The organism is Halopseudomonas phragmitis (assembly GCF_002056295.1).
In the GTDB taxonomy this organism is placed as follows: domain Bacteria; phylum Pseudomonadota; class Gammaproteobacteria; order Pseudomonadales; family Pseudomonadaceae; genus Halopseudomonas; species Halopseudomonas phragmitis.
In genome coordinates, this window is sequence record NZ_CP020100.1 from 3947700 (window position 1) to 3960086 (window position 12387).

16 protein-coding genes are annotated in these 12387 nt (G+C 57.8%); 9 read left to right on the forward strand and 7 right to left on the reverse strand.

Features of this window, described 5'->3' with window-relative positions:
• Positions 1-49: 49 nt before the first annotated feature.
• From BVH74_RS18215 to BVH74_RS18240, 6 genes are all read right to left on the reverse strand, one after another.
• Positions 50-418 (reverse strand): HNH endonuclease, encoded by a 369-nt coding sequence (locus BVH74_RS18215; RefSeq protein WP_080051474.1) that lies wholly within the window; start codon positions 416-418, stop codon positions 50-52.
• Entirely contained in the window at positions 393-764 is a 372-nt protein-coding gene (locus BVH74_RS18220; RefSeq protein ID WP_080051475.1) for a phage holin family protein, read from the reverse strand. The genes BVH74_RS18215 and BVH74_RS18220 overlap by 26 nt, the downstream gene beginning before the upstream one ends.
• Positions 765-1341: 577 nt before the next feature.
• On the reverse strand, positions 1342-1716 hold the full coding sequence (locus BVH74_RS18225) for a PA0613 family protein (RefSeq protein ID WP_080051476.1): 375 nt from the start codon (positions 1714-1716) through the stop codon (positions 1342-1344).
• On the reverse strand, positions 1713-3935 hold the full coding sequence (locus BVH74_RS18230) for a virulence-associated E family protein (protein WP_080051799.1): 2223 nt from the start codon (positions 3933-3935) through the stop codon (positions 1713-1715). Before BVH74_RS18230 ends, BVH74_RS18225 begins: the two co-directional genes overlap by 4 nt.
• 10 nt (positions 3936-3945) lie before the next feature.
• Complete coding sequence (locus tag BVH74_RS18235) at positions 3946-4173, reverse strand: TraR/DksA C4-type zinc finger protein (RefSeq protein ID WP_080051477.1); 228 nt, start codon at positions 4171-4173, stop codon at positions 3946-3948.
• Positions 4166-4705: a phage regulatory CII family protein gene (locus tag BVH74_RS18240; RefSeq protein ID WP_080051478.1), complete on the reverse strand. Its 540-nt coding sequence runs from the start codon at positions 4703-4705 to the stop codon at positions 4166-4168. Before BVH74_RS18240 ends, BVH74_RS18235 begins: the two co-directional genes overlap by 8 nt.
• Positions 4706-5460: 755 nt before the next feature.
• Between BVH74_RS18240 and BVH74_RS18250 the strand changes: the two genes are divergently transcribed.
• The 3 genes from BVH74_RS18250 (at position 5461) to BVH74_RS18840 (ending at position 8315) form a co-directional block, all read left to right on the forward strand.
• Positions 5461-6192: an XRE family transcriptional regulator gene (locus BVH74_RS18250; RefSeq protein WP_080051480.1), complete on the forward strand. Its 732-nt coding sequence runs from the start codon at positions 5461-5463 to the stop codon at positions 6190-6192.
• 21 nt (positions 6193-6213) lie between these two features.
• Positions 6214-7356 carry a ParB N-terminal domain-containing protein gene (locus BVH74_RS18255; RefSeq protein WP_080051481.1) on the forward strand — a complete coding sequence of 381 codons (1143 nt, stop codon included), beginning with the start codon at positions 6214-6216 and terminating at the stop codon, positions 7354-7356.
• Between the two features lie 86 nt (positions 7357-7442).
• Positions 7443-8315, forward strand: a complete 873-nt coding sequence (locus BVH74_RS18840) for a hypothetical protein (RefSeq protein ID WP_155121743.1) — start codon at positions 7443-7445, stop codon at positions 8313-8315.
• Here BVH74_RS18840 and BVH74_RS18265 read toward each other — a convergent pair.
• Positions 8312-9310: a DNA cytosine methyltransferase gene (locus BVH74_RS18265; RefSeq protein WP_080051483.1), complete on the reverse strand. Its 999-nt coding sequence runs from the start codon at positions 9308-9310 to the stop codon at positions 8312-8314. The genes BVH74_RS18840 and BVH74_RS18265 overlap by 4 nt on opposite strands.
• Before the next feature lie 341 nt (positions 9311-9651).
• On the opposite strand from BVH74_RS18265, the gene BVH74_RS18270 reads away from it, so the two are divergent.
• The 6 genes from BVH74_RS18270 to BVH74_RS18295 are packed head-to-tail and all read left to right on the forward strand — an operon-like array spanning position 9652 to position 12121.
• Positions 9652-10182, forward strand: a complete 531-nt coding sequence (locus tag BVH74_RS18270; protein WP_080051484.1) for a hypothetical protein — start codon at positions 9652-9654, stop codon at positions 10180-10182.
• Positions 10183-10192: 10 nt separating this feature from the next.
• Positions 10193-10483 carry a phage antirepressor KilAC domain-containing protein gene (locus BVH74_RS18275; RefSeq protein WP_080051485.1) on the forward strand — a complete coding sequence of 97 codons (291 nt, stop codon included), beginning with the start codon at positions 10193-10195 and terminating at the stop codon, positions 10481-10483.
• Positions 10473-10682, forward strand: a complete 210-nt coding sequence (locus BVH74_RS18280) for a hypothetical protein (RefSeq protein WP_080051486.1) — start codon at positions 10473-10475, stop codon at positions 10680-10682. The genes BVH74_RS18275 and BVH74_RS18280 overlap by 11 nt, the downstream gene beginning before the upstream one ends.
• Positions 10679-11002 carry a pyocin activator PrtN family protein gene (locus BVH74_RS18285; protein WP_231705545.1) on the forward strand — a complete coding sequence of 108 codons (324 nt, stop codon included), beginning with the start codon at positions 10679-10681 and terminating at the stop codon, positions 11000-11002. The genes BVH74_RS18280 and BVH74_RS18285 overlap by 4 nt, the downstream gene beginning before the upstream one ends.
• 46 nt (positions 11003-11048) lie before the next feature.
• A complete protein-coding gene (locus BVH74_RS18290; RefSeq protein WP_080051487.1) occupies positions 11049-11519 on the forward strand; it encodes a hypothetical protein in 471 nt (156 codons plus the stop codon).
• Positions 11516-12121, forward strand: a complete 606-nt coding sequence (locus tag BVH74_RS18295; protein WP_080051488.1) for a phosphohydrolase — start codon at positions 11516-11518, stop codon at positions 12119-12121. The genes BVH74_RS18290 and BVH74_RS18295 overlap by 4 nt, the downstream gene beginning before the upstream one ends.
• Positions 12122-12387: the final 266 nt, after the last annotated feature.

Sequence of the window (12387 nt, forward strand, 5' to 3'; positions counted from 1 at the left end):
TCGAGAGTGCGTCGATTGAGGGCTTTTGGGTGCCCCCACCCCTGCCGGCTCACAGATTCCAATGGTGGCTGGCGTTGCGCGGGATGCCATCAGCCGAGCAGCCAGGCTCGCCGGACTTCTCGACCCGCTGCTTGTAGCTGTCGTGGCATTGCTTGCAGAGTGACTGCCAGTTCTTCCGATCCCAGAACAACTTGCGGGCTGCAGCTATTGCCAGCTTGCAACCACTCGCCAGCGCCTGGCCAAGCCGGTGCGGTACCTTATGGTCAACCACCGTGGCGGGCGTCACCCGGCCATGCCGCTTGCACTCTGCACATAGCGGATGCTCGGCCAACCAGACCAGTCGCGCCTTCTGCCATCGGTAGTCGTATCCCTTGGCCGCGCTGCTCGTGATCTTACTGGTCTTGCCCTGTTCGCCCATGTGGAGGCACCTCACAAACCCCTGCACGTTTAGCCGCCCAGCGCTCAAACAAGCTGCTGGCGACATCGCCGCCCAGCATGGCCGAGAAGATACACAGCGCCGCGCTTAAGTACGGATGCACTGCCAGGGCAAATGCCGCCATGAACACTGCAATACCAACCAGTCCGGCAGCACCGAAGCGCATGCCGATACGGGCAGCAATCTGCTTCCAGCTCAGATTGATCAGCGCAGAGGCTCGCAACATCTCGCCACTCAAGCCGGATGCCAGCGCCAGGAGAATCGCCATCCACAGCGGAATCTCGGCAATCGCCTTGCCGATGGGTGCAGGGTTGCTTGGGTCAGACATGCGGCCTCCGCGCGTTGAATAAAAAACCCCAGCCGCTTGGCTGGGTAAAAGCCCCCACTGGGCTGCCATGATTGGGTGGCACCGCGTCCTTGGCAGAATCAGCAACCGCCGGGCACCAGAAACAAAAAACCCGGCGCGTTGGCCGGGTTGTGTTTGCAGACTTCTTTGAAGTTACGGGATTTATACCCCCTGATTCTCATGGCAGCAAGGCAGGTTTACTGCCACACCATCAGTGCACCCGCAGTGTGCCGCCAATGTACCGCGAGAACACCGCGAGTATTCCCAATCTGGCTTTGGCGCCTGCGGCGCCTGACCCACATGCCCCACCTTTGTCAGAGGTTCAACACAGCGCAACCCCACATCCTTACTGACTGTGTCCCACTTCCCTACCTGTAAGGGGATAATAAATATGTGCGCGCATGCACGCGTGCGCGCGTAGGCGCACACATGTACCCGCACGCACGGGGGGCGGGGGTAAACGGTAGGGTGTTGGACACACCCAGAGAATGCGCGGCCTCCACGCTGCCCGACCTCAAAACGCAGGTGGGGATGTGGGACACAAACAAAAAAGCGCGCCTCATGCGGCGCGCTTCCTGTTCAACAAAGCCTGCTGTATCAGCACATGAGCCATGTGCAATCGCCTGTAAAACTGGGCTCGACTACAGCCACACGCCTCCAGGCGCTGGTACTCAAAACTGTCATGATTTACGTAGTGCTCCCATACCACCTGCGATTCCTTGAGCGGCAGATGCTTGTTCACGATCAGCTCAATATCGGCCGACTCGTCCAGCAACACACGGCTACCCCGCGTACTGCGGATCATCACGCCCTTAGCGTCAATCAACGCCCCCAGCGGGCTACTGCACTGGCCTCCAGACTCAAGCCACACCCCGTCAGGAGGATGCAGCTCTGCTGCCCACAGGCGCAACATGTCATCGATAGCGCGAATCATAACACCGGCTCCCTCGGTGTCGAGGCCTGATGCGCCCATGCCTTCCAGTCATCTGGCCGCAAGTACGCGTAAGGCCGAATTCCATAGCGCCCCTGCGGTGCCAGCCGCCGCCGGCGCCACCGTAGCCGGTGCATTACCTGGCCAATGCGCGTCTGCTCTGGCCTGCCCCAGTGGCCGGGGTCCATGTTCAGCGCCTTTTCCAGCAGCACATCACTGGTGACCGACTCACAGGGGTTGTCTTCCAGCCACTTCACAATCCGCGCCTCCCAGGCATCCCCCTGAAAGCGCAGATCCTGTTCAGCGGTGAACATGTCCATCTCGTCACTCTGCGGCCACCACGGCTCGCCAGCCAGATACAGCTCGTAGGCTTCTGCCCACAACTGGTCGCGCACCTCGGCCAGACCCGTCAGATCGACCTTGGTGCAGTCCACCGGCCAATAACGGCGGTTACCCGTTGGGTCGCGCAGGTATTCGTCCTGGTTAGTGGTACCGGCAAACACGCACTGCCTGGGCACATCCACCGTGCGCCGGGCATAACTGGCTCGGAAGGTATCCGTCGTCGCCCCGAAGAACTGCTTCGCCTTGGTGCTCTCAACCTTGTTGAACGCATCCAGCTCACCCAGCTCGATCAGCCACTTGCCGCGGATCTGCTGAAACGCTTCTTTGTCCCCCAGCGGAAACGGCGTATCCATGAACCACTCACCACCGAGAATCGACAGCGCAGTGGACTTACCCCGCCCCTGCAAACCCTCAAGGATGATCACGCAATCCGCCTTGGCGCCCGGCTTCATCACCCGCGCAACAGCAGACACCAGGTAACGCATACCCATGATGTCCGGGTAATCCTCGCGGTCTGCCAATGCTCGGCCACCCAGATAGGTACGCAACCAGCTACGCAAGCGCGGCACACCATCCCAGCGCAGGCTGGCCAGGTATTCACGCACCGGGTGCCACTGGTGCTCATGGGCAACCACACCCACCGCCTCCAGCACCGTCAGCGCCTTCACCCGCAAGCCGTACTGCTCGGCCAGCCAGATCGCCGTGCGGGTGTCGTCCAGGTCACTCCACTCCCCTGCCTTGCCGCCATAAGGCGTGGCCCGGCGCTTCACCGTCTTGGAGCTGAAAATATCCTCGGCAATCACCCCGGCCCAGCGCTCATCGTTCGCCAGAATCAGCGCCACGTTCACCACATGCGCCACCAGTGCCCCGGTATTGCTGCGGTGCAAGTGCTCCCGCCAGCCGCCTTCGGCACGGGGCCGCACCACCGCCATCACCTGCCGACGCACCGCCTCAATGCCCTCAGCCACGTGCAGGTCGTTAAAATCGGTCCATTTGTCTTCCCGCTCGCCCTCAAACAGCGGCATGACCACACGGCCACCCACCACTGCCGCTGCGTTCTCGGCCTTCTCCTGCCCCGGATTCCAAGGCTCGCCTTTGGCGTTAGTGGTCTTCCAGTCGTCATCAGCGCAAAACACAAACTGTCGGCCGGGGTAGCGCTCGCGCATCGCCTCGGCCACCGGCATCAGGTTGCCCGCATCAAAGGCAATCGCCACACACATACCGGTGGCCAAGTGCAGGCTTGCGCCGGTGGCGTAGCCCTCACACAACAGCACCGCTTCGCCCGGCTCTGGATGCGGCCCAATCAGGCAGAACGCACCCTCTTTCTGCAGGCCGGGCGGCCAATAGCGTTTGCTCAGGCCGTCTTCATCCGGCTGATCAAACAGAATCTGCAAACCCACCACTTGGTCGCGCACGTTCAGCATGGGCACCAATGCCGTGCCCGGCTTGCGGCCAAACTTCACGCCCAGCGCGGTTACCTGTTTGCGCTCCAGGTAGGCAGACCGGCCACGTTCTGGCAGCGTCTTCCACATGGCAGCAGCGCGCCGTCCTGCCCGTGCGTGTCGTGCCGCCTGCTTGGCCGCCTCGCGCTTTTTGGTGGCATCAATCCGCGCCTTGATGACCTTGCGGTCTTCCTCGCTCATGCGGCCGCCAACAGGCTTCAACTTGTGAAAGTCGCCTTTGCTGCCCTCACGCCAAGATCCGAACGCCCCCGCATAGAACGTTCGCCCATCGTTGCGGTGCTCATAAATCACATAAAACCCGGTGCGGGCCTTGCCCTGGTCGCCTTTCGCCTTGCAGCGGGTGCGCACACCAATTTCAAGCGGCGTGTCCGGGTCCAGCCCGGCATCGCGCAGTTGCGCCAACACATCTTCCAACAGCTCATGTACTTCAGCCATGGCGTACCCCCTTTTGCTTGTGCTCAAACAACTGCTGGCAGTCCAAACAGCGAATGCAACCGCAGCCGCTCAAAGCTGCCAGGCGCTCTGATGCAATGAGGTCGCCGCAGTCTTCACACGCGGGCGCCACCGTGCGCAAGGCACGGGTCGAGCGCTCAGCCAGTTTCTGGTCCAGATAGCGCTGCACGTTATCGTTGGCAATATCGACGTTATCAGCCATGGGCTGGCCCTCCCTCAACGTGGTGGTCCAGTGTGCGCTCCAGCAACAACAACGCGCCGTAAACGCGCTGAATCAGCTGTTTACACTCGGCCACCTCGCCGTGGTCCAGCACTCCGTCTGATAGGTGGTGCCCCAGCCGTTCAAGCAAGACAGACTGCTTACGCAAGGCTTCGCCCGCGCTGCTCAACACACCCGCCAACGCCTCAACCTCGCCCTGGTGCTCACGCTGCTGCCGGTCAAGCAACGGCTGCAGGTCTACCCAGCAGGCATTGCCAAAGGCCGCAATCATGGAGTCCACAATGCGCGGGTCGCGTGTGTAGGCGGTGATTTCTTCAACCTCAACGGGCGTCAGGTTGTGGGTGCGTTGAGTGGGGCTCAGCTTGTGCTGCATGGTGGAAGGGTTACGCCCATATTGGGCAGCAAAACCGGCGGTACCGCCGGGCATTTCACGCAACGCGTGATAACAGGCAAGCTCCAGCGGCAACAGCTCCCGCTTGGCCCGCTCGACGCAACTCATGGCTGCTCGACTCATGGCAGTTCTCTCCAAAGTCTGCCAGTGCCACAACGCGCCTGTTTTGCTACAGTTGCGCTGTGAGCACTGTCCCAGTGATCACAAACCCCTGACCGGCTGCTCTGTGGTGGAAACGCCGGCCAGAAAAAAGGCATGGGCCACCGCTCCGTGGTGCCCCTGCCAACCCGCCCGCCTATCTGTGGTGGAGACGGCGGGCAACCAAAGGCCGGTAAATCTGTGGTGGAGATACCGGCAAGTCCTGATCCAATCAGGTCGGTGATAGCCGGGCGTGCCCGGCAGTCACTTACTGCAACCGATCATCTGTGGTGGAGATGTCGGCCCGGCTTACGCCGGAAGAATTTGGTCTTGGCTCAACCTCACGGCTGTACCGCGACCGAATCCAGTCCAGTACGGGCTGGCTTTCATCACCGCCATAGAGAGCGGATGTGAAACATGAGACCAATAGCGCTAAGCCGCTGCCTTTCTTCGTGCACCTCGCGCAAGGATCTCCTCAGCACTGAACGGCTCACCAGCGGCCTTCGCCAAAACTGCTGCGTAAGAGGTTTCGCCGGTGTATTCAGTCCTAGGCAACGCGTCAGCAGCAAGCCACTTGTAGACAGCCCTGGGGCTAACTCCGCAGATTCCAGCAGCTGCAGATACGCCACCAGCCTTTGCGACAACCTCTTTCAAAGCGCTCATAAGCAAACCTTTTTGAACTTTAAGTACAGATTAACTCGGTACTGAAAGTACAGTCAAGCCCGTGCAATAGTGAACACATGGTACAAAATGACGAACTACGACAAGCCTTTGCCCAACGCCTGAAAGCCGCCCTCAAAAATGCCGGGCAGGAATCTTGGGGCGCAGGCGTTTATCTACGCGATGTGGCCGGGGTTTCCGACAAGGCCGCAAGTAAGTGGTTGAATGGCGAGACCATGCCTGGGCGCGCCAATATGCTTACTATCGCCAACCATCTCGGTGTCCGCGTGGAGTGGCTGCAATACGGTGAAGGCTCGCCGAGCGGTAGCAACGTTAAGGACAACAATGTGATCACAGCTGACTTTGCCGGGCGCGGTCGCCTCAAAGATGGTGAAATCTCGATCCCCCAGTACAACATTCGCGGCGCAATGGGCCACGGACAGGTTCCCGCCGACTACATCGAAACTGTTCGCCACCTTACGCTGCACGAGTCTCACCTGATTGGCCGCGGCATCTCGTTCAGCAAGGTTGAGAATCTGGCAGTGATCACCGGATGGGGCCAAAGCATGGAAGGCACCATCAACGACGGAGATCCAGTCATCATCGACCGCGGAGTCCACTCCTTTATGGGTGACGGGGTTTACGTGTTTACGTGGGACAACCTTCTGTACATTAAACGCCTTCAGAAACATTCCCCTACCCAGTTCGACATGATTAGCGATAACGAAAAGCACAAGGACCAGATCATTTGTGTTTCTGACGTGCAGATTCACGGCAGAGTTTTGCTGGTCTGGAATGCAAGAAAACTTTGACCTCTCATCAAGGCACTGGAAATGAGCGAAACATCTGAAAGACCCGTCGAATATATAGCGTTAGATAAGCTGCTACTCGACGCGGAAAACCCACGCTTTGGTGTAGCTAAAGGCGCGCGAAGAAATCAAAAAGAAATATTAGACTACATTGTCGAGAATTTCGGCATTGACGACGTCCTCAGTTCCTTGGCCTACAACGGTTACTTTGATGCCGAGCCATTAATCGCGAGAAAAAATGATGATGGAACTTACACCATTATCGAAGGAAACCGACGCCTTTCAGCCTGCTTAATACTAAGCCATTCAGACCGTGCAAATAACCAACACCAAAGAACAAGCCAGTTTAGCGAAGAAGTTCTTGAAAAATGGAACGAACCGGGAATAACCATCCCTGTTCATGTCTTTGGGAAATCAGACAACCTAAATAAGCTACACGCCTACTTAGGTGTCCGACATATCACTTCTGCTAAAGCTTGGGACTCATATGCCAAAGCCGCCTGGATTGACAGTGTAGTCTCGTCTGGAGAGATGACGCTCAACGAAATCGCAGAAGTGACCGGCGATAAAAACAACACAATCCAAAGACTTTTAGAAGGTTATTACTTCGTAAACCAGCTAATAGAAAGCGGCGACTTCATTCCGGAAAACAGCAGCAGAAAAGGCAGAGGCAGCAATCCTGAGTTCCCGTTCTCCTGGATATACACCTTACTTAACTACGCGCGAGTAAGAGACCACTTAAAACTCGCGGAATTTGACGAAAAGAATCAGAAACCAGTACCGCAAGATCGTGTTAGGGAAGCGAGCAACATCGTACGCTACATGTTTGGTGACCGTAGCAGCGCTCAAAACGGTGCGATTACCGATTCCAGACAGCTAGGAGCTCTAGCAACAGCTATTAGCGACCCAGTGCAGCGCGACCTCCTGGAGCGCGGAAAAAGCATCGATGAGATCATCAAGCAAACCAGACCATCAATTGACCAGCTCACAAGCTCTTTAATGACGTGCAAGGAAGAACTTATATCAGCTACAGGCTTAGTTAACAGTGGCGATATCCCTGCTGAAGATGCAGAGAAGGTGCTTGCGCAGGCCCGCGACGTTGCCAACTTAGCTGCTGCCCTTTTCAGGTCGATTAAAAACCTCGATGAGCCGAGTCCCGTTGAATAATGTACACTCCAGACACTACTCGCTGGAGCGATAGAACATTACTATTCAAACCAGCAACAAATGCAGACCAAACCGAATTAGAAGCAATGAAATTTGGTTCCACTCCGATAGACACTGGAGTGCAAGATGATCTAATCGCGGATGAACATCATGCTGACGACTTAAATGCTGACAACAATTGGGAGCAGGAAGATTTTGCGATAGAAGAAGTAAGCGGAAAAGTCGCCATTGAAATAGACAGAAGAGCAATTCTTGGTAATGGAAGCTACCCTTTTGTTCGTCAAGGCAACACGCTGAGGTACATCCCTAGCTCAACATCAGCTTATGAATTCTGCCTAGTAACCAGCCTACAAAAGAACATCACCAGAGCGCCATTCAACTCTCTCCCTATCACATTCGAACTATTATCCGCGGAGGTAGCAAAGCTTTATCTCGGAGAAAAGGCTGAGTGTGTCAGGACGGGATGGCCATCCCACGGCCCAGACCGCCCGACGTCCTTCATTGATTTGATGCTTCATGTCAAAAGGCTGACAGGCGAGTTTGAATGGCATCCAAGAATCCCAGTTGGGCCAGACGAGGGAGATGTAGGACCTAAGGATGAAGGAATGGACTACGTTGCCTGGAAGCCGTTTGGCGACCAGCGTAACGGCAAGATTTTCCTTCTAGGACAATGTGCGTGCGGGAATGACTGGGTAGACAAGCTAGACGACCTGAGCAAGGAAAAACTACAGCAGTGGCTAAACCCCATTACTTGGGCCGAGTTCTTACCAGCGTTCTCAGTTCCATACCACATACCTGGGCACTACATTTTTTCGTACGTATGTACCCAAGCTGGTGTCACATTCGATCGTCTTCGCCTAGCAATAATATCGGAGCAATATAACGCCACATTTCCTCAAGAGTTAAAGGAAAAGCTGATAGCAGGAGTGAGGTTATTCCTACCCGATTACCGGACTTAGTCCCATATGTCAGGCAACGCTGCAGCTACCGCTTCAAACATCGGCGGTGGCACTGCGTTACCAATCACACGGTAGCGGTGCCTGAGCATATTGTATGCAAAGTCCTTGCGCCCACTTTCAATGTTCTCAGGAAAAACCATGTCGCCTTGGTGTGTAGTGAATCGGGGCATGAAGCCCTGAAGCCTGGCCGCCTCTCGGTACGAAAACCTCCTAGCTGGCGCGTCGCTCTCGAACACCCATTTATCAGTGTGAATACGCTGCAATACCGGGCTAACGGGATGCAAAGGCATGTGCCGCATATGACTCACAATAGTTTTGCTCAACTCTCCCCAGTCTCTGCGCCGATTGCGGGACAGGTAATACCAGTGGAAAGGGTCCTCACAAAACTCACCCGCCGGCCACTCAGGAAGCCCAGCCAGCGCCTCTTTAATGGTGAAATAAGGCTTGTCGACTGACGGCCCATGTGTGGCACCCGGAAACGAGAAGCTTGCTCCCAAATCCCTTCGAATGCCAACGATCACGAGCCGCTTCCGTTCTTGGGCGACTCCATAATCGTGCGCGTTTAGCAACTGCCACTTGACGTCATAACCGAACTTTCCTGCCTCGGCAAAACGCTTAAGCTGATCTTCCAACAGGTGACGATAGGTGCTGCGCCGCAGCCCTGAAACGTTCTCAGCAATAAATGCTCTAGGCTCAATATCCCCAAGAGCTCGCGCGAACTCCAAGTAGAGCGTGTTGATTTTTCGATTCGCCTCACGTGCCCCACCTTGGCTAAACCCTTGACACGGGTAGCAGCCTACAAGCAGATCAGCTCTGGGGAAGCTCTCAATCGTCGAGACGTCCCCAAGGAAATAGTCTGTGTCTGGAAAGTTGGACAGGTACACGTCACGGGCATAGGGAAGAATATCGTTGGCCATAATCACGTCGAAACCGGCAGAGATCACCCCCGCATCAGAACCGCCGCAACCTGAAAAAAGTGAAACCGCTGTAGGCATACATCTCCCCCTCTAATCGGCAAATTATACGGTCTCCCCTGCAAGATTGCATTGCTTGGGGCCCTCAATGAGCACTCGCTCTCACACTCTCACCGCCGGACAATATAAACCAAAAGTTCTTTACCTAATTGTACTTTTGGTTCATATTTATTTCATCTCTCCACCACAGAGCCGAGGTAAACGATGAAGACCACCACACTCCACGCGCTGCCATCCTGCAGCGCAGACCGCATCTTTGATCTGCGCAGAGCCGCACGCAACACCGGCGCCCGGTATGTTGTTAGCCGACCACGCCTGCTCAGCCGCACCCCCTCCCCCTCACCACAAGGAGGCGACGCAGCATGAACATGCTCAGACTCAACCAGGCCAGCCACGCCCGCCTGCCAGCACAACTGGCACTCAATGGCACCTTTGAACACACCCTGCGCAACAACCTGGGCGTAAGCACAACAGTGCAAATGCTGGTGCTGCAATGCAGCCATGCTGTTGAGCTGACCGCCAGCAGCGACCAGGGCCACAGCTGCATCACCCTCAAGCGCCCAGCCTGCCCGGAACGCGCGGCTCGGTTTATTGAAGGCACTATCAACGGCGTGCACACAGAAGCCACCCAACCTGATGAATGGGATCTGGTGACCGAAGTGGAGAGTACTCTGCGCCGCGCAGTCGTCATGCGACAAGGCACCCAACAGTTCACCACAGACGACGATCTGGACGTGGAGGTGATCAGCTCACCGGAGCGCACCTGCATTCAAGTGCAAGACACCCGTCTCTGCATGGCGCTGCCAACCGATCCGGAAGCCGCCTATCAGCAACTGCACGATCTGCTGCAGCGCTTTCTCAGCGCCTGCCGCAGCACCGCACAGGTAGCCTGAGAGGTGGACCATGTATGCATACACACTGCAAAGCGCCGCCAAGGCGCTGGGCATTACGCGCCCGGAGCTAATCAAGCGCATGCGCGCCAAGCGGCTGCTGAACGACCGCAACCTACCCGCCCAGCCACAGCAGCACCGTGCCTATCTGTTCGTGCACGAGAGCAGTTGGCCACATCCATCACTTGGCATGCAGTACAGCCGCTCTACTCGCATTCGCCGGGACGGGCTGCGCTGGCTCGCTTTCCAGCTCGACATGCAACCACCCGCACCGCCACCACCGGACCGGGCAGATGTTGCTTGATGGTCAGAACCTGCGCAGCAACGGCCAGACAGTGCAGCCACTCACGCCTCGCGCTTGGGCAGCAGCCATTGTGCAACTGCCCACACTGGCCGAGCGCCGCGCTGCAATGGATCTGGTCCCATCCCACTGGCAAGCGCTGGTGCGCACGCACCTGACCATTGCCTGGAACCACCCGAAACGAAACAAGGAGTCATCGTGACCGAGGACACAGCTCAACAGGTACTGCGCCTGCACACGCCGCCCCGGCCAAGCACGCTGGACATGCTCTTTCGCATGTTCGGCACCGTGCTGGTGCCCCGCGAGGAGCTGCGCGAGCGCCTGTTTCGCAACGTCAATGAAGACCGCTTTAAACGCGTACTTGGCACCCCACGCCTGCCCCTTCCGGTCACCACACTGGAAGAAAGCCGCGAGGCCCGCCAGTACATCGAGATTCACCACCTGGCCGCCTACATAGACCAGCGCGCCGCCCGAGCGGACAACACGCTGGCCAAAACCCTGGCACCACCAGACGAACCCTGACTCACAGGCCGCCACCACCGGCCCCATAAACCACGGAGCAACCACCATGGATATGCAACCTACCACCCTTATAGGCCTTTGCATTTTGATCTGCGCACCGCTCGCACTGTACTTCTATGGCCTGCGCATTGGGCGCGGCGAACGCGACGTGCAGCACGAGATTCAGCAGGATCTACTGAACGACAAGGTAAGCCGGCACGAGCGCCTGGTGAGCGAGCAGCAGCACATCGCTGACCGTCAGCAGCAAACCATCGCGGACCTTAGCGCCCGGCTGCGTGAAGTGAAAGTACTGCAGGTATTCGACCGCAGCGCCCTGCTACAAGCCGCCGCCACGCTGGATCTGGCCGCCCGCACCTTTGATGCCTTCAACGCACCACAAGCCAAGACAGCTCGCGAACTGCGCGACGAGTGCCGCAGTATGGCCGCGCGCTTGGGTTGGATAGAGCAAGCGCCTCCGTGCCCGGACAGTGCCAGCCCAAACGATGAAGCGCAGGTAATGCAGGGAGGTGCGGCATGAGCTGGATACTCACCCACACCGGCAAGCACTTTGACCTTATGCGCCCCAGCGCAGAGGACGTCAGCCCGCTCGACATTGCACACGCACTGGCGCACCTGTGCCGCTTCAACGGCCACACCCACCACTTTTACAGCGTGGCGCAACACAGCTGCATGGTGGCAAAGCTGGTACCCTCAGAGCACCGCCTGATTGCCCTGCTGCACGACGCCACCGAAGCGTACATTGGCGACATCACCCGCCCCTTCAAAGCGCTACTGCCAGACGCCCGCCAGATTGAGCAGCACATCTGGCACGCGATCTGTGCCCGCTTCCGGCTCGATCCGGAGCTGCCGGCATGCGTGCACGACGCCGACATGATCGCCCTGGCCACAGAGAAGCGTGATCTGATGCCGGGTGATGGAACTCCATGGCCATGCCTGTCTGGCACCCAACCACTTGCCCAGCGGCTGCGCGCCTGGAGCAGCGAAGAAGCGTTTCATCAGTACCAGATGCAGCTTTTCAGCGAGCTGACTGCCCACAACCGCCGCCAGGCACTGCAAACACAGCAGCCCTGCCAGCCAGCGTCACCGGCTTACCTATCGGAAGGGAGAGACTGCGCATGACTACCAGCACAGCACCCGCTGCCGCTTACACCGCAGCTCCTGCCGCGCTACTGCGCGGCGGCGACCACAACCCGACACCCACCAACAGCGTCGCGCCACATGGTCGCCCTCACCCAGCCAACGGCAGCGCTATAAAGAGCCTCTGCCCCGCAGGGGCAGGCATTACTCCCCAGCCTTGCAGCCACCGCGTAACCGCCAATCCCCCCACCCAAGGCGTGCGCCACGCAGCAGAACCGAGCACACCGCTCCGCTTTGGGAGTGGTGCT